Here is a 16880-nt window from a genome sequence, read left to right on the forward strand (position 1 = left end):
GCCCCACGGCACCCAGCTCTAGAGGCCCAAGTCGGCTTCACTTTCAAACGGTCCCACCACGGTGATCACTCGATCCTTGGAGGCCAGTTCCTGGGCCAGATCCTGAACTTCCTGGGCCGTGACGGCATTGACGCGAGACAGTGCTTCGTCGATGTCCTGGAATTCTCCGGTAATCATTTCTGCCCGGCCCAAACGGGACATGCGGCTTCCTGGATCCTCCAGAGCTAGCACCGTTCCACCAGATAGCTGGCCCTTGGCCTGCGCCAATTCAGTTTCGGTGATGCCGTCCTTGGCCAACCGATCAAGCTCGGCCCCCAGCAGCCCGATAACCTGAGCGGCTTTAGCCGGGGCGCAGCCCGCGTACATGCCAAAGTAGCCGGCATCGGTGTAGGCGGCGGAGAAGGAGTAGGTCGAGTACACCAGTCCACGCTTCTCGCGAATTTCCTGGAACAACCTTGAGCTCATGCCGCCGCCGAGAACAGCGTTCAGCACTGCGAGAACCTGACGGCGGTCATCATGGCCGGTGATGCCGGAGCATCCCATGATGATGTTGGCTTGCTCGCCCGGACGGTTGATTACTTCCAGCCCGGCCTTCGAAGTGATCTGCGCTGGTTCACCCATGCGGCGTGGTTCTGGCACAGCCATCGGGTCCAGTTCCCAGCCTGCTTCGGTCAGCGCCTTGAGAAGCAGCTCGCACAGCTTGTCGTGCTCCAGGGATCCGGCGGCAGTAACAATCAACTCGCTTGGGCGGTAGTGCGCACGATAGTGCTCCATGACTGCCTCGCGGGAGATCTCCATGATCTCTTCAGGAGTTCCTCCAATGGGACGCCCCAATGGGTGATCGCCCAAGACATTGGCAACGAACCGCTCGTGGGCGACATCCATCGCGTCATCTGCATCCATGGCCAGCTCCTCGATGATCACCCCGCGTTCCTGCTCCAGTTCCTGCGGGTCGATAACTGCCGAGGTGACCATGTCGGCGATGACCTCAAGGGCCATTGGCAGCTCCGTGTCCAGGACGCGGGCGTAATAGCAGGTCGATTCCTTGGCGGTGGCTGCGTTTGATTCGCCGCCCACGGCATCGAAGGACTGGGCGATTTCCAAGGCAGTGCGCTTGGCAGTGCCCTTGAACAGCAGGTGCTCCAGGAAGTGCGTGGAGCCGAAGTGCCCTGATTCCTCGTCGCGGGAACCGACCGGTACCCAGAAGCCCACTGTGGTGGACCGCTGTCCGGGCATCGCTTCTGTCAGGACTCGTACGCCACCGGGCAGGATGCTGCGCCGGACTTCAGAGCCGCCTTCGCCTCGGTGGACCAACGTCGGGTCCGCCGGGTCAATCGGAGAAAACTGCGCGGTCTCCACCGAATGCAACGGCAATGGAATCATGGCCACGAATATACGTCCTTAAGTCGTCGAGAATAGCCATTTCAAGCTAAGTACACTGTCTTTCATTCTCCCATAGAACCGCGGTTTGAAAGCAATAGCCCAGTGGTGACGGAGCCATCACATTCTAGGAAAATAGGCGATCGGATCGGGCCTGCGCAAATACGCTCCAGCTAGTTCAGCGGACTACGTTGCGTCAAGATATCCGCGCTGCTCTGCGTCAGCGCGCGCTGGGGTCTGCAGCTCCGGGTCGCTAGATGCGCCGGCAAGATAAACAGTGCTCTCTGCATCAAAATTCACGCATCCGCTGATAGCTAGTGTCCTGGCGTCTAGTGCCGCGGCCAAGAAGCTAATTTTGCGCATAGCGTCCTTGCTGCCGACGGGACGCTGCGAATCTGCGTTTTGACGGCCAGCGTTTCCACTTGGCGAAGGGACGGCTAAGAAAGAAAATCCCGCACGTTCCAAATGGAACACGCGGGATTTTCAGATCTCAAGCTATAGCCTAGGCAAGCTTGGAACGATCGAATGCATCAAGGCTGATGCCCTGCTCCAGGACGACCTTGGCCCACTCGCGAGCCGAGTGCAGGGAATGGTCGCGGTAGTTGCCACAGCTGACGGCTTCGGTTCCGGGTACGTCTTCCCAGGTAACCTTCTGCGCGATATCTTCCAGCGAACTCTTGATGGCTGCGGCGACGACCTCTGGGGTTGGCTCGCCCCACAAGATCATGTGGAAGCCGGTGCGGCAGCCAAATGGCGAGAAATCGATCAGGCCATCGATGCGGGTACGCAGCAGGCCAGCCATGGTGTGCTCGATGGTGTGCAAACCTGCCGTGGGAATCTCACCGTGGTTTGGCTGTACTAATCGGATGTCGTAGTTGGAGAGGGCGTCTCCCTTGGGACCGTGCTCAACCCCGATCTTGCGCACATACGGAGCCTTGACCTTGGTGTGGTCCAGTGCAAAGCTTTCAACTTCAGCAAGTTCAATATCACTCATATGCAAAGTCTATCTGCTCACCGTCTGGCGAATCGAGAGCATATCGCGGGAGGTAACCGATAGACTTCTTAGGACGTTCGGGGCACCAATCCCCGAACTGATTTCTTTAGAGGGGAAGTTCATGTCGGACCAGAAGTCCTTGCTCGTCTTTGCGCATGCAGACGAAGCCGTAGCCTTTGCAGATGTCGAGCACCTGATTTCCGGTGTTGGCAAGGTCAATGCGTCGGTAGCCTTGGCTGGCGCGCTTGCTGAAGGCAACATCAAAAACGTCGTCGTGCTTGGCACCGCTGGCGTTGTTGGCCATGCCGGCGAAGACCGTCCGAGCTTGGACACCATTTACCAGATCACCAAACTGATCCAGCATGATTTCCCGCTGCCCTCGGCAGATGCGGACCCTACCGGTCCAATCCTGCTTCCTGATTTCCAGGTCACCATGGCTACCGGCGATGTGTTCGTCTCGAATGACGAGCAGCGTATCCACATCAACTCCTTGGGCGCCTCGTTGGTCGATATGGAGGGCTACGCCTACGCAAGCATTTGCCAGCGCTTCAACGTGCCGCTGCAGATCTTCAAGATCCCTTCCGATTACGCGGATGATTCGGCGTCGATCGACGAATGGGATGACATCGCCAAGCAGAAGAGCGTCCAGCTGCGCGAGTTCTACGACAAGCACCTTAGCTAGGCAGGGCAGCGTGGCGCAGTGGAAATGCCTTGCGCACAATTTCTCGCGAGGCACTCCCGATGATTCTTGAATCGGAAGCGTGAGCCCCCGCGATAGGTTCTCTCCGCCAAGCGGCACGCGCTTTGGAATATGAAGAAGATCTGCGAGAGTCCAATGGGCTGTGTCATCAGGCCTTGCCTCCATCCAGGACCGCCAAAGACTTTGGCAGGAACCAGCTCCCGGGCAAGAATAAGCAAAAACCCCGATTCGCCAAGCGAATCGGGGTTTTCAGCAAGAATCTAAAGACTACTCAGCAGCAACTGCTTCTTCAGCTTCTTCCTCGACGACTGGAGCCAGCGACAGCTTGCCGCGGTCATCAATCTTGGTGATCTCCACCTGCAGCTTCTGGCCAACGCCGACGACGTCTTCGACGTCCTCGACACGCTTGCCATCGTTGATCTTGCGCAGCTCGGAGATGTGCAGCAGGCCGTCCTTGCCCGGGGTCAGCGAAACGAACGCACCGAAGGTGGTCAGCTTCACGACGGTACCCAGGTAACGCTCGCCGACCTCAGGAACCTGAGGGTTGGCAATAGCGTTGATGGCCGAGCGGGCAGCTTCAGCGGACTCGCCGTTGGTTGCGCCGATCAGCACGGTGCCGTCATCTTCGATCGAGATGTCAGCGCCGGTGTCTTCCTGGATCTGGTTGATCATCTTGCCCTTAGGGCCGATGACCTCGCCGATCTTGTCCACTGGAATCTTCACGGAGATGATTCGTGGAGCGTTGACGTTCAGTTCATCCGGAGCGTCGATAGCCTGGTTCAGAACGTTCAGGATGTGCAGGCGTGCTTCGCGAGCCTGGGTCAGTGCGGCGGCCAGAACCGATGCCGGAATACCATCCAGCTTGGTGTCCAGCTGGATCGCGGTAACAAACTCGGAGGTACCTGCAACCTTGAAGTCCATGTCGCCCATGGCATCTTCGGCACCGAGGATATCGGTCAGGGCAGCGTAACGGGTTTCGCCGTCTACGGTGTCCGAAACCAGGCCCATGGCGATGCCTGCAACGGCAGCCTTCAGTGGCACGCCAGCGTTCAGCAGCGACAGGGTCGATGCGCAAACCGAGCCCATGGAGGTCGAGCCGTTGGAGCCCAAAGCCTCGGAGACCTGGCGGATTGCGTATGGGAATTCCTCGCGGCTAGGCAGCACTGGAACCAGTGCGCGCTCAGCAAGTGCGCCGTGGCCGATTTCGCGGCGCTTAGGCGAACCAACACGGCCGGTTTCACCGGTCGAGTATGGAGGGAAGTTGTAGTTGTGCATGTAGCGCTTGGTCTTCACCGGCGACAGCGAGTCGATCTGCTGTTCCATCTTCAGCATGTTCAAGGTGGTGACGCCCATGATCTGGGTTTCGCCACGCTCGAAGATTGCCGAACCGTGAACGCGAGGCAGAACCTCGACCTCGGCCGAGAGCTGGCGGATGTCAGCAAGGCCGCGGCCGTCGATGCGGATCTGGTCGGTCAGGATGCGCTGGCGCACGATGTGCTTGGTAACAGCGCCGAATGCCTTGGAGATTTCACCCTCGCGGCCTGCGAAAGCGTTGCCTTCGCCAGCCAGCGATGCAACGATCTCTTCCTTGTATGCGCTGGCAGCGTTGTCGCGCTCCTGCTTGTCAGCGATGGTGTAGATCTCCGTCAAGCGGGTCGAAGCAGCAGCCTCGACAGCGGTGAAGGCATCTTCTTCGTAATCGCGGAAGACCGGGAATTCAACGGTTTCCTTGGCAGCGCGAGCAGCCAGGTCGGCCTGGGCCTCGCACAGGACCTTGATGAATGGCTTCGCAGCCTCAAGGCCTTCAGCGACAACCTCTTCGGTTGGAGCCTGGACGCCGCGTTCCTTGATCAGTTCCCAAGCGTTGTCGGTAGCTTCAGCTTCCACCATCATGATGGCAACGTCGTCGCCAGCGATACGGCCGGCAACAACCATGTTGAAGACAGCGTTCTTCAGCTCGGAGTGGCGTGGGAAGGCAACCCACTGTGCGCCGTTTCCGTCATCAACCAGTGCAACGCGAACGCCGCCGATTGGGCCGGAGAATGGCAGGCCCGAAAGCTGGGTGGACATCGACGAAGCGTTGATCGCTACGACGTCGTACAGCTCATCTGGCTCGATGGACAGCACGGTGACGACAACCTGGACCTCGTTGCGCAGGCCCTTGACGAAGGCTGGGCGCAGTGGGCGGTCCATCAGGCGGCAAGCCAGGATGGCTTCGGTCGACGGGCGGCCTTCGCGGCGGAAGAAGCTGCCTGGGATGCGGCCGGCTGCGTACATGCGCTCTTCAACGTCCACGGTCAGTGGGAAGAAGTCGAAGCCTTCGCGTGGGTGCTTGCCAGCGGTAGTTGCCGAGAGCAGTGCGGTCTCGTCATCGATGTAGACCATTGCCGAACCTGCAGCCTGCTTGGCAATGCGGCCGGTTTCGAAGCGAATGGTGCGGGTGCCGTAGCGACCGTTGTCGATCTGTGCTTCGGCGAATTGGATTTCTGGACCCTCCATTAAGGGGGTGCTCCTTTCGATCGCTCCCACGTGGTGGATGAGCGAACCGTGTGGCCCTACCCAGATCTGGTCTTCGATCGAGACCCGCGCTGGGGCGCATATTTGCCCTAGCGAAAGTCACTACCGAGGACCGCGAAACTGGCGGTCGGGACCAACGGTCAGTCAGCCCTGGGAGTTATTTTCTTTCGGGGCCCGCATAGAACATGCAGACCCAGGTACTAGCCTACCGGGAATTGGCAAAAGACGCAGTTCTTGGGCGATAGGCGCGTGCCAGCCACTTGCGTCGCTGCCATTCATCGTTTGAGAGCGGCCTTGCAACCTGGGCAACCAGCGAAGATCATGCGGCGCTGCTGCCCTGGCGATCCCCGGGCGCAACCAGCACGGTGCGCGTTGATCCTCATTTAGGCAGGGAAACCTGCGGAAGGAAATTTTCTCCAGCCGGGATTATTCATAGCCTGTCGATTGTTGTTCTCCATGGGCTTTGCCCTGACGGGCCGCGGCAATCGCCGCAGTCCAGAACATTTCCAGTCGCAACCCGCAAGACAAAGGAAAAACCTGATGGCAACTATGGTCAATGCATACGCAGCGCACTCTGCGACTGATGGACTCATTCCGACGCAGATTGAACGTCGTGCAGTAGGTCCGCACGATGTCTTGATTGATATCAAGTTCTCCGGCATCTGCCACTCCGACATCCACACGGTGCGCGGAGAATGGGGAAACCAGAACTATCCGCTGGTCCCGGGCCACGAAATTGCCGGCATCGTTGCCGAAGTCGGGCCAGAGGTAACCAAGCACAAGGTGGGCGACCGCGTTGGCGTGGGCTGCATGGTCAATTCCTGCATGGAATGCGAGAACTGCCTTGCCGGAGACCAGCAATTCTGCGAGCAGAGTGTTGGTACCTACGGTGCTCGTGACCGTGATGGCAGCATGACCCAAGGTGGCTACGCCACGCATGTCGTGGTTACCGAGAACTTCGCCCTGAACATTCCTGAAGGCATCGATCTGGATGTTGCCGCGCCCCTGCTTTGCGCCGGCATCACCACCTTCTCCCCGCTGAGGCACTGGGGTGCAGGGCCGGGCAAGAAGATTGCCGTCGTGGGACTCGGCGGCCTGGGCCACATGGCGGTCAAGATCGCCAGTGCCATGGGCGCTGAGGTCACCGTTCTGTCGCAGTCGCTGAAGAAGAAGGATGATGGACTGAAGCTGGGCGCAACCGACTACCGGGCCACCAGCGATGAGAACACCTTCAAGGATCTGCAGAAGAAGTTCGACCTGATCATCAACACCGTCAGCGCTTCCATCGACGTCAGTGCCTACCTCGGACTGCTGCGCGTGAACGGCACCATGGTCAACGTTGGTGCTCCGGCAGAACCGTTGCCTGTCAATGCCTTCGCACTGATCGGGGGACGCCGTTCCTTCGCAGGTTCGCAGATCGGCGGCATCGAGGAAACCCAGGAGATGCTGGATTTCTGTGCCCAGCATGGCATTGGCGCAGAGATCGAGGTCATCGGTGCCACGCAGATCAATGAGGCTTACGAGCGCGTGCTGGCATCCGATGTCCGCTACCGCTTCGTAATCGATACCGCGACGTTGGCCTAGTTACCCCAGCTCACTCGGGTCGCAGAGAACGGTGCCGGTCTTGTCCAGCAGTGCAGGACAGATCCGGCGCCGTTTCGCGTCTGGCTAATTAACGTTCATTCGCCCCGGCGCGATCTACGAGTGCCTGCGTTCTCCCGTTGGCTGCCCTGTTCTGGAGCCTCGGCCGCAGTGCCCTGCTCAGACAAATTCCCCTTGATCGCGGCAAGCTCGGATTGGAGTTGCGCCACGGCACCACTGAGGTTCTTCAGTTCCTGCCTGCGGCGGCTGGCAGCCCTGAAAGTCTTGATCATCATGGCGATGATCAGCGGAATGGCCGCGAGCAGGGCCCAGCCGCTGCGTTCAAAGAAGTCGAGGGCCACCGGCAGGGCCTGATTGAATTCCCAGAAGGAATTCACTCCCCCGGCAATCGATTCCAATGCAGATTCCACGGGAGCCAGTTGCTTGCCCACAACTGGTATTCCGGAAAGATCAGGGGCATTCACCGGAGGCTCGCCCATGGTCCATCGCGGATCACCTGGCCGCTTCAGGATATAGATCCCGGCACCGGCGCTGGCAGCGGCGAATAAGAGCACCGAGGCCAGGGCGACCGCCACTAGCTGGTGCCGCCGCCATAGCCCCGCCGCCACGGCAAAACCAATCACCAGAATCCAAATCCACATTCGCAGTTGTTCCAGGCCAATGCCCGTCAGTAAATCCATGAACTTTGCCTCATTGCTCTGGGCCGCCATGACCCAAGTTGTGCGTTACTTCATCCCACTTAGGTACGCTATCGCGAGCAGCGGATTAATTGCCGCCTAGCACGTCAATCCGGTTGAGATCGAATCGTTCGAGTCGTCATATTGCTTCCTTGCCCCGGTATCCGGGACCCAATAGCCGATGGCTTCCGGCTCGTCCAATGCAGCGATCGGCTCATGCCACCTGCCGGCAGCTCGAATGGTAATTGTCACTAACCCTCTTGCGATCGCGGATCTGGCATCGGTTGAGGTGGCAACGCGACGCACCCCAAAGACCAGAAGACCCCGTTCTCCAGACTCCTGCAGCTTTGCCGTTGCAAATGCCCGAACCGGTACAGTGCTCTTGCCTTGGGTGCGTTGGCGACACTGGCCTGAATTTGAGTTAATGGGTCTGGGTCCGTTGCTCGGCGGATCACCTGGGATCGAGGAGGCTGGCATTGGCGGAGCCTAATTTTGCTGAACATTATTGGGATTTCATTGAGCGGGGAAGCATCTTGGTAGTGACTCTCAGTGGACCGGCTCATCTGCGGTTGATGGATCCGGAAAATTTCGCGGCATTCCAGGACGGAGAAGAATTCGAAGCATACGGTGGACTGGCACGCCGTGCTCCATACCGAATCAAGGTGCCCCATTCCGGACCCTGGTTTCTAGCGATTGATCTGACTGGCCTCGGTGCGCGTGGGGTGCGCCACGAAGTCAGCATCGTGCTGCCACAGAAGCTGGAAGCTCGACGACCAGCCCGGGACTAGAAGCAAGATCCCGCAGGAGAACTTAGCCCGCGAGCTCACTCGAAATATCGACAAGCTGTTGCATCCTCATTCCGGGCCAACCGTGGACCATATCCACCCACTGCGCCGGAACACTCGAGAACCCTGAAGCTGCGCCAATGAGCGATCCGGCGATGGCTGCCACGGTGTCGGTATCCACGCCTCCGCGAACAGCCGCTTCCAGCACCGGAACCAAGCGAGCGTTCCCGTCTTCCGGTTCGGCGGTGGCGATCGCGCTCCAAGCACCTTGGAATGCTTCAACGACCCAACCGTTATTTGTGAAGTCCCGAGGTCGATGGTTTTCGGCCTGGTGGATGCGCTGCTCCCATGCTTGTGCGCGTTCTGGTTCAAGCATCGCAAGACCACTGCGAATATCTAGTTCGCCGGTGAGCACAGCGTGGTGAATGGCTACTGTCCAAAGCCCGCAGGCCTCAGCGGCTTCATCATCAAAATGGGTCAGCTTGCTGATAGCTGCCGCAGCTTCGAATGCGGCAGCAGGCGGTTCAGACAGATAAGCCAGCGCCACGGGCGCTGTGCGCATGAGACTGCCGTTCCCGCCGGAGCGGCCAGTTCTCCGGTGAATCTGTTCAGAACCAGCTAGCGCATCATCAGCGGTCGGCTCGGCTCTTCCGTCAGCAGACGCAACATGCTGGGCGTGGGCAAGGACTGCCCGCGTCTGGTTGCCGACGTCCGGTGCGTTCGTGGCCCATTTAGCCCATTCCCGAACCATGTAGTTGCTCGCGTCACCATCAAGCTTGCCGTTGGAATCCAGCAGGCCCTGGGCAACGACTATGGCCATTGAGGTGTCGTCGGTCCACTCCCCGCGCGCAAAATCGCCCAACCCGCCACCAATCATGGAGATTTTGGCGGATTCGGGCAACGGTGCGTTGAATTCGTAGCCCGCGCCCAGGGCATCTCCGGCAGCCATCCCGGTCAGGACCCCGCAAATTCGATCTTTCACCTGTACTGAATGTGCCATTTGCGCCTTTCACAGGGTGGTCGCCAATGCAGAGTAATACTGCTTGGATCCACTGTACTGATGCGCCCCGACAGTAGGACTACCTGAGTGGCCCCGGTAGCGTTCTCACGGTTGATTTGCGCCCTTGCGTCGTCGGCCGGAATAGCGAACGAGGACATTGATGCGGTCACGATAACTGTTCCGCTTCTACCTGCGATCCCGACTTCGGTAATAGCTCACCCGGTTGGCTTCGTCGCTGTCCCGGCTTGCTGCACGCGCGCTCACGGGCATAGCCGAGCGGAGGAAGATCTCCTTGAAGTCGATAGGCGTTTGACCCAACTTCTTGCAGTTATGGCCAATGCCCTGCAGGAACCAGGTTCCTGCAGGGCATTGGATGTCGCCAGCCTCGGTCGTTGCGCCTAGGCGAATGCAGGCGGTGGCGGAGTCGTGGGGTCAGTTGGGTGCCCCGGCGCCGGCTCCGTGGGATCCTGCGGGCCCGGGGGCGGGATCGGCCCATCCGGATGCGAAGGGCTTGGTGGTACGTCCGGCTGCGCCGGGCTTGGCGGAGCATCTGGTGTCGGCGGTTGCGCTGGCGGTTCTGGCTGGTCGGGAATACTCGGATCACCCTGCATCGGAGCACCTGATTCGTGTAAGTGATTCATTGGAACCTGCTTTCCGTCGTATCGGTTCGACCATTCAACGACGGATCGTCTCCGCCTTGCAACGGCATTCAGGAATCGCAAAGCCGCGACATGGCGTGGTCGCGTCGAATCGGAAAGCATCACTCGGTTCAACGGCTCCCCCCCCCATCGCCCCGATCTCCCCATTGGTTTCGCAAGCTGCCGTGCGCCAGCGCAGCCGGCCTACAGCAGCATGCGCACGATTGGTGTCGCGATGAGGATGGTCAGGACAACGCGCACGAACCAGATAGCTACCATCTGCGGGATGTTCAGCGGAATCTGCGTCGCCAGGACGCATGGCACCAATGCTGAAAAGAAGATGATTGCAGAGACGCAAACGATGGCGATCACCATGCGCAGCTCGATGGATTCGTGTCCCGCAATGAGGGTTGCTGGAAGGAACATTTCAGCAATTCCGGTAGCCGAAGCCTTGCCAGCCAGCAACGGGTCATCCAGCCCGACGATCCAGGCAAATGGGACAAACAGGTAGCCTAGCCAGTCGAAAACTGGAGTGAAGCGGGCAACCACCAGTCCGAGCAATCCGACAGAGAGAATGGACGGCAAAATTGCCATGGCCATTTTCAGCCCATCCCATACGTTGGCGCCGACATTCTTGAGCAGCGATGGCGCTCGCCGCGAGGCTCCCATGGCTTCGCTCCAGGCAACGCGTGCACGATTGCCCGTGACCAGTTTTTCCTTGTCATGTTCCATGCCCAGGTATGTCGTGTCTGGAATCCGGCTCAGAGGCGGAATGCGCACCGAAATGGCGGTTACCGCGAAGGTGACGACCAGCGACAGCCAGAAGTACAGGCTCCAGTGGTCCATCAGGTCCAGTGCCTTGGCAACAATAACCATGAAGCTGGCTGACACCGTGGAAAAACCGGTAGCGATGATGGCAGCTTCGCGACCCGTATAGCGGCCGCCACGGTACATGCGGTCGGTGATCAGCAGACCCAGCGAGTAGCTTCCCACGAAGGAAGCCACGGCATCCACGGCCGAACGTCCCGGGGTGCGCCAAATTGGACGCATGACTGGTTGGCAGAAGACACCAAGGAACTCCATCAGCCCGTAGCCAACTAGCAAGGCCAAGAAGATGGCACCTACTGGAACGATCAAGCCAACGGGAATGACCAATTTGTCCAGCAGAAAAGGACCCATGTCCGGATCGCTGAGCCATGCCGGGGCAAAGTTGAAGAGCAGCGAGCAGCCGACAGCCAGCCCGAAGATGTTCAGGAATGCGAATATGCCACGTACCTTGGATGCCTTCCATCCTCCGGTAATGAAGGGAATAACTGTCCCGCAGATGAGCATCAGCAAGATAATGTACGGAACGACCGGTGCCGCGGCAGTTTGAATCCACGTCACCAAGTGATCCAGCGGGATGGTGCTCTTGCCGTTGATGGTGATGGGGAGGAAGAAGAACAAGATACCGGTAAGGCTATAGATCACGAATCGCAGAACGACCGGAAACGTGCTTTGCGCTTCAACGCTTGAAGTTGTCATTGGATACCGCCTTGTCGATGAGGGCGAGGGCATTAGCGTGATTTGATGCGATATCCATATAACGCGACCGTGGTCCAGCAATGTGACCGGGATCGCTTTTATTGTCCGGAGTTTCAGACTTCGCGCAGATGATTGTTACTGCGCGCTTCCTGTGGCTGCGCAGATGGAAGCAGGCCCACAGAACGATCGCCCCCACTTGCCATGATTCTCATAGGACTAGTCTGTAGGATCGATATAGTCTGCATAGGTACTAATTCCAGCTTTCGGCTGAAAACACGCGCTCAAATAGGTCTTGGCGTCATGCAGGGAATAACCTAGGGAGAACACATACGCAACCGATGGCGCACACCCATCGGCCACGACGTTTCAATGCAGCACGCAGCACATAGATAGTCCAGCAGAAACGAAGGCACCATTTTGAACGGCAATGCCACCTTTAAGCACCACAACGTTGCGCTTTTATCAGTGAACAGCGTCCTCGCACCCGAGGTGGTGAGCTCTGCAGAATTCGACGAGCGCCTTGCTCCTAGCCTGAAACGCCTTCGCCTGTCCAAGAAGCTTCTGGAACGAGTTTCCGGGGTCAAGGAACGCCGCTGGTGGTCCGATGGCGTTGAATTCGACGACGCTGCAATTCTTGCCGGCAAGAAGGCGCTGGCCCAGGCCGGTGTCGATGCCAGCGAAATCGGCCTGCTGATCAACACTTCGGTCACCCGCCGCAACTTGGAGCCGTCGGTGGCCTCCAAGGTGCACAACGGCTTGGGCTTGCCATCCTCCGCCATGAATTTCGACGTGGCCAACGCCTGCCTCGGCTTCGTCAACGGCATGAGCCTGGCAGCGAACATGATCGACTCCGGCCAGATCAAGTACGCCCTGATTGTTGCGGGCGAAGACGCCAAGCCAACCCAGGAAACCACTTTCCAGCGGCTGAACGCTGAAACTTCGACGCGCGATGACTACATGCGTGAATTCGCCACGCTGACCCTGGGTTCCGGCGCCGCCGCTGCGGTCATTGGCCCCGCGGATGCGCACCCGGAAGCGCACCGCATCGTCGGCGGCGTATCCCGTGCCGGCACCGAGCACCACGAGCTGTGTGTCGGCGGACCCTCGGGCATGTACACGGACACGAAGGGCTTGCTGGATAACGGCCTCGAACTGGTCGTGGATGCCTGGGATGAAGCCCACCAATCCGGATGGAACTGGAAGTCCATGGACCGCTACGTGACCCATCAGGTTTCCAAGTCCTACACCAATGCCATTATCAAGGCCGTCGGCCTGGTCAAGGACCGCGTGCCAATCACCTTCTCCAAGTGGGGCAATGTCGGACCCGCTTCCCTGCCCATGACCCTGTCCCAAGAAGCCGACTCGCTGAAGAAGGGCGACCGGGTGCTGTGCATGGGCGTCGGTTCCGGCCTGAACACCGCGATGATGGAGATTGCCTGGTGACCGAGCTTTTCCCCGGTGTAGATGCCATTTATTCGAAGTATCTGGAAGTACCGTCCACTTCGCAGGTGGACTCCCCGGGCACTAGGCACCGGTGGCACGTCCTGGATAACAACGAAGAACTGCAGCAACGCGGAATTGAGCCGGCCGGCACCTTGCTCTGCGTGCACGGCAACCCCACCTGGTCCTACCTCTGGCGCAGCCTGCTGAACCACGTGTCCGAGCACGGGCTGCCGTGGCGAGTGGTGGCAGTGGACCAGCTGGACATGGGCTTCTCCGAGCGCAGCGGCAAGTTCCGCCGCCTGGCCGACCGCGTCAACGATCTCGGCGATCTGACTGGCGCGCTGGGGCTAACCGGCAAAATCACCACCGTGGGCCATGACTGGGGCGGCATCATCTCCCTGAGCTGGGCCGTTTCCCACCCGGACCAGCTGGAGAACGTGGTGTTGACCAACACCGCAATCCACCCTGCAGGCTTCGAGCTTCCCGCCGCGCTGAAACTCGCGTCCCATCCCGCGGTGCACGGTTGGGGCACCAAGACTTCCCCTGCCTTCTTGCAGGTAACCCACGCGCTGGCGCAGCCGGCCTTGGCCCCGGATATCCGCAAGGCCTTCATGGCCCCGTACACCAACGCTGAAAAGCGCGAGGGCGTAGCCAACTTTGTCGCCGATATCCCGTTCTCCCAGGATCACCCAAGCCGTCCGGCCTTGGACGAGATCTCGGAAGCAGTGCGCTCCTTGAAGGTCCCGGCCCTGATGCTCTGGGGACCCAAGGACCCGGTCTTCTCCGACCGCTACCTGCGCGATTTGATGTCGCGCCTGCCCCACGCCCAGGTTCACCGTTTTGAAGGCTCCAGCCATTTGGTGGGCGAAGACAATGATATTGCCACCCCGATCTTCCAGTGGCTTGCCGGCGAGAAGAGTTCCAAGAACACCTCGCGTGCCCAATCCCTGGGCGAATACTGTCCGATGCTTGCCGAACTCGATTCGCGCACCGAGGACCAATCGGCCGCGGTGGTGGACATCAATCCTGCGCGATCGCTGTCCTGGGCCGAACTCGGCCAGCGCGTGAATGCCCTGGCCGCAGGGTTGCGGCAGATCGGAGTGGAGCCCGGCGACCGGGTGAACCTGCTGGTTCCACCGGGAATTGAACTGACCACCCTGATCTACGCCTGCCTGCGTCTGGGGGCGGTCATTGTGGTGGCCGATGCCGGCCTTGGCACCAAGGGCATGGGACGAGCCATCAAGGGTGCTGGCCCGAGCTACCTGATTGGCATCGACCGTGCGCTCACCGGTGCGCGGCTGTTCGGCTGGCCGGGAACCAGGATTGCCGCTGGAGACCTGCCTGCTGCGAAGCGCAAGCTGCTGGGGGTAGCCCATACCCTGCCCGAGCTCTACGAAGCCGGCAGCCAGGCCGCTTCCGGGTCCCGGGTTTTCGAGCCATCCGATCCGGATGCCGATGCGGCGGTCCTGTTCACCTCCGGCTCCACCGGTCCGGCCAAGGGAGTGGTGTACACGCATCGCGAACTGGCCGCCATGCGCGATACCCTGCGTGAAACCTACAACCTCAAGGCCGGCTCTGCGCTGGTGGCAGGCTTCGCTCCGTTCGCGCTGCTGGGTCCTGCTTTGGGTGCCACTTCGGTCACCCCGGACATGGACGTCACCGCACCGCGGACCTTGACTGCCGCCGCGTTGGCAGATGCCGCCCTCGCAGTGGACGCAACCACCGTCTTCGCTTCCCCCGCCGCGCTGGCTAACGTCCTGGAAACCCAGGATGTGCTGAACCAGGCTCAGCGGGAAACCTTGGAAGGCGTCTCGCTGATGCTGTCCGCCGGCGCCCCGATTCCCGAGCATCTGCTGTCCAGGGTGCAGGATCTGGTTCCCAATGCCCGGGTCCACACCCCGTACGGCATGACCGAGGCCTTGCCGGTCACCGATATCGACTTGGCCGGCATCCGCGCTGCCGGAGCGGGCAATGGCGTGTGCGTGGGCACCGCTGTCGCCGGAGCCACCGTTGCCATCGCACCGATTGATGCCCTGGGCGTGGCCGGAGACAAGCCGGAATACACCCCGAATGCCACCGGCGAAATCCTGGTCCGCGCCCCGCACGTCAAGGACCGCTACGACCGGCTGTGGATCACCGAACAGCTCAGCGTCTCCATCCCCGGCTGGCATCGCACCGGCGATGTCGGGCACTTCGATGAGCTGGGACGCCTGTGGGTCGAGGGACGCCTTGGCCACGTGCTGCGCACCGCCAAGGGCGCTGTTACCCCGGTAGCCGCCGAGCACGCTGCCGAGTCGGTTGCTGGCGCTGGCCGTGCCGCGCTGGTCGGCGTGGGACCTGACGGAACCCAGGCCGCGGTGGTCGTCATGGAAACGGTGCCCGCGGCCCGCAAATCCGGTCCGGCCGCCAGCGATCTGGCCCGCCAAGTTCGCACCGCGGTCGCGGCCACCGGCACCGAAGTGGCAGCGGTCCTGGTAGTCCCAAGCCTGCCCACCGATATCCGGCACAACTCCAAGATTGACCGGGCCGCGCTCGCCCACTGGGCTGCCGCGACCCTCGCAGGTGGAAGGATCCGCAATCCGTGAGCCCATCGAAAAATGAAGACGCTGCCCGTCGCGTTCTGGTCACCGGAGCCAGCGGCATGCTCGGCGGCGCTGTAGCCCAGCTATTGCGCGACAGGGGCCACCATGTGCGCACCTTCCAGCGCGGCAGCTCGGCATCAGCCACTGATGAAGTCCGCGGCTCGCTCACGGATCCGCAGGCTGTCGCCGCGGCCGTGGAGTCCATGGACGCGGTCATCCACCTGGCAGCCAAGGTCTCCTTCACCGGTGCATGGGAAGACTTCGCCGCCACCAATATCGCGGGAACCAGCAATCTGCTCGAAGCGTCCAAGCGCGCAGGAATCAGGGATTTCGTGTTCGTCTCTTCCCCTTCCGTGGCGCACTTCGGCGATTCGCTGGCGGGCGCCGGTGCGGGCGAGGCCGATCCGGCCAAGGCGCATGGATTCTATGCACGCTCCAAGGCAGCGGCCGAGCTCAATGCCCTGGGCGCCGATTCGCCAGCACTTCGCGTCACCGCCATCCGCCCGCACGTTGTGTGGGGACCCGGCGATACCCAGCTGGTGGAACGCGTCATCCAGCGGGCCAAGGCCGGACGGCTGCCCTTGCTGGACCAGGGCGCAGCACTGATCGACACCACCTATATCGACAATGCCGCTGCGGCGATTGTCCGAGGCCTGGAACGCATGGACCACGCCCACGGGCGAGCCCTGGTGGTCACCAATGGCGAACCTCGGCCGGTGGGCGAGCTGATCGCCGGCATCTGCAAGGCTGGCGGCGCCCCGGCTCCGAAGCTCAACGTTCCGGGCTGGCTGGCCCGTGCGGCCGGTTCGGTGATCGAGAAGTTGTGGTTGGCAGCCGGTTCGCGCAACTTGGTTCATGATGAGCCGCCGATGACCCGTTTCCTGGCCGAGCAGCTGTCTACCGCGCATTGGTTCGACCAGCGCGAAACCCATGAAGTCCTGGACTGGAAACCTGCGGTAGGCATTGACGAGGGTCTGGAGAAGCTGGCGGAGCACTACCGGCGGTGAGCAAGCTTTTCCTCCGGAGGGAAAGCTCCAG

Annotated in this window: 12 protein-coding genes; 6 read left to right on the forward strand and 6 right to left on the reverse strand. The window is 60.6% G+C overall.

Annotated elements, in window-relative coordinates; genetic code table 11:
• Positions 1 to 18 precede the first annotated feature (18 nt).
• Both ACNPN0_RS16865 and ACNPN0_RS16870 read right to left on the reverse strand, forming a co-directional pair.
• The gene (locus ACNPN0_RS16865; RefSeq protein ID WP_286134282.1) at positions 19 to 1389 is read right to left on the reverse strand and encodes a M16 family metallopeptidase; all 1371 of its coding nucleotides are present in this window, start codon (positions 1387 to 1389) and stop codon (positions 19 to 21) included.
• 493 nt (positions 1390 to 1882) lie between these two features.
• On the reverse strand, positions 1883 to 2374 hold the full coding sequence (locus ACNPN0_RS16870; protein WP_133832976.1) for an S-ribosylhomocysteine lyase: 492 nt from the start codon (positions 2372 to 2374) through the stop codon (positions 1883 to 1885).
• A 121-nt stretch (positions 2375 to 2495) separates the two neighbouring features.
• On the opposite strand from ACNPN0_RS16870, the gene ACNPN0_RS16875 reads away from it, so the two are divergent.
• Positions 2496 to 3056 (forward strand): phosphorylase family protein, encoded by a 561-nt coding sequence (locus ACNPN0_RS16875; protein WP_133832977.1) that lies wholly within the window; start codon positions 2496 to 2498, stop codon positions 3054 to 3056.
• Positions 3057 to 3341: 285 nt separating this feature from the next.
• On the opposite strand, the gene ACNPN0_RS16880 is transcribed toward ACNPN0_RS16875, so the two are convergent.
• On the reverse strand, positions 3342 to 5573 hold the full coding sequence (locus ACNPN0_RS16880) for a polyribonucleotide nucleotidyltransferase (protein WP_133832978.1): 2232 nt from the start codon (positions 5571 to 5573) through the stop codon (positions 3342 to 3344).
• A 558-nt stretch (positions 5574 to 6131) separates the two neighbouring features.
• On the opposite strand from ACNPN0_RS16880, the gene ACNPN0_RS16885 reads away from it, so the two are divergent.
• On the forward strand, positions 6132 to 7175 hold the full coding sequence (locus ACNPN0_RS16885; RefSeq protein WP_133832979.1) for an NAD(P)-dependent alcohol dehydrogenase: 1044 nt from the start codon (positions 6132 to 6134) through the stop codon (positions 7173 to 7175).
• 95 nt (positions 7176 to 7270) lie between these two features.
• Here ACNPN0_RS16885 and ACNPN0_RS16890 read toward each other — a convergent pair whose 3' ends face one another.
• Complete coding sequence (locus tag ACNPN0_RS16890; protein ID WP_133832980.1) at positions 7271 to 7873, reverse strand: hypothetical protein; 603 nt, start codon at positions 7871 to 7873, stop codon at positions 7271 to 7273.
• Positions 7874 to 8346: 473 nt separating this feature from the next.
• Here ACNPN0_RS16890 and ACNPN0_RS16895 point away from each other — a divergent pair, with 473 nt between their 5' ends.
• Positions 8347 to 8658 (forward strand): DUF1883 domain-containing protein, encoded by a 312-nt coding sequence (locus ACNPN0_RS16895; RefSeq protein ID WP_166650648.1) that lies wholly within the window; start codon positions 8347 to 8349, stop codon positions 8656 to 8658.
• A gap of 22 nt (positions 8659 to 8680) precedes the next feature.
• Here ACNPN0_RS16895 and ACNPN0_RS16900 read toward each other — a convergent pair whose 3' ends face one another.
• Together ACNPN0_RS16900 and ACNPN0_RS16905 are read right to left on the reverse strand one after the other, a co-directional pair.
• Positions 8681 to 9655: an ADP-ribosylglycohydrolase family protein gene (locus ACNPN0_RS16900; protein ID WP_448938357.1), complete on the reverse strand. Its 975-nt coding sequence runs from the start codon at positions 9653 to 9655 to the stop codon at positions 8681 to 8683.
• Between the two features lie 842 nt (positions 9656 to 10497).
• A complete protein-coding gene (locus ACNPN0_RS16905; protein WP_448938358.1) occupies positions 10498 to 11817 on the reverse strand; it encodes a YjiH family protein in 1320 nt (439 codons plus the stop codon).
• A gap of 417 nt (positions 11818 to 12234) precedes the next feature.
• Between ACNPN0_RS16905 and ACNPN0_RS16910 the strand changes: the two genes are divergently transcribed.
• The 3 genes from ACNPN0_RS16910 to ACNPN0_RS16920 are packed head-to-tail and all read left to right on the forward strand — an operon-like array spanning position 12235 to position 16849.
• Positions 12235 to 13260 carry a 3-oxoacyl-ACP synthase III gene (locus ACNPN0_RS16910; protein ID WP_013348415.1) on the forward strand — a complete coding sequence of 342 codons (1026 nt, stop codon included), beginning with the start codon at positions 12235 to 12237 and terminating at the stop codon, positions 13258 to 13260.
• Positions 13254 to 15845 (forward strand): alpha/beta fold hydrolase, encoded by a 2592-nt coding sequence (locus tag ACNPN0_RS16915; protein WP_448938377.1) that lies wholly within the window; start codon positions 13254 to 13256, stop codon positions 15843 to 15845. The genes ACNPN0_RS16910 and ACNPN0_RS16915 overlap by 7 nt, the downstream gene beginning before the upstream one ends.
• Positions 15842 to 16849, forward strand: coding sequence for an NAD-dependent epimerase/dehydratase family protein (locus tag ACNPN0_RS16920; protein WP_448938359.1), 1008 nt, complete (start codon positions 15842 to 15844; stop codon positions 16847 to 16849). Before ACNPN0_RS16915 ends, ACNPN0_RS16920 begins: the two co-directional genes overlap by 4 nt.
• Positions 16850 to 16880: the final 31 nt, after the last annotated feature.

This window comes from Glutamicibacter sp. AGC84, from assembly GCF_053543575.1.

Excerpts from the sequence above, each read along its gene's own strand:
- ACNPN0_RS16870 (WP_133832976.1), bottom strand. The coding sequence starts at position 2,374 with ATGAGTGATATTGAACTTGCTGAAGTTGAAAGCTTTGCACTGGACCAC.
- ACNPN0_RS16875 (WP_133832977.1), top strand. The coding sequence starts at position 2,496 with ATGTCGGACCAGAAGTCCTTGCTCGTCTTTGCGCATGCAGACGAAGCC.
- ACNPN0_RS16880 (WP_133832978.1), bottom strand. The coding sequence starts at position 5,573 with ATGGAGGGTCCAGAAATCCAATTCGCCGAAGCACAGATCGACAACGGT.
- ACNPN0_RS16885 (WP_133832979.1), top strand. The coding sequence starts at position 6,132 with ATGGCAACTATGGTCAATGCATACGCAGCGCACTCTGCGACTGATGGA.
- ACNPN0_RS16890 (WP_133832980.1), bottom strand. The coding sequence starts at position 7,873 with ATGGATTTACTGACGGGCATTGGCCTGGAACAACTGCGAATGTGGATT.
- ACNPN0_RS16900 (WP_448938357.1), bottom strand. The coding sequence starts at position 9,655 with ATGGCACATTCAGTACAGGTGAAAGATCGAATTTGCGGGGTCCTGACC.
- ACNPN0_RS16905 (WP_448938358.1), bottom strand. The coding sequence starts at position 11,817 with ATGACAACTTCAAGCGTTGAAGCGCAAAGCACGTTTCCGGTCGTTCTG.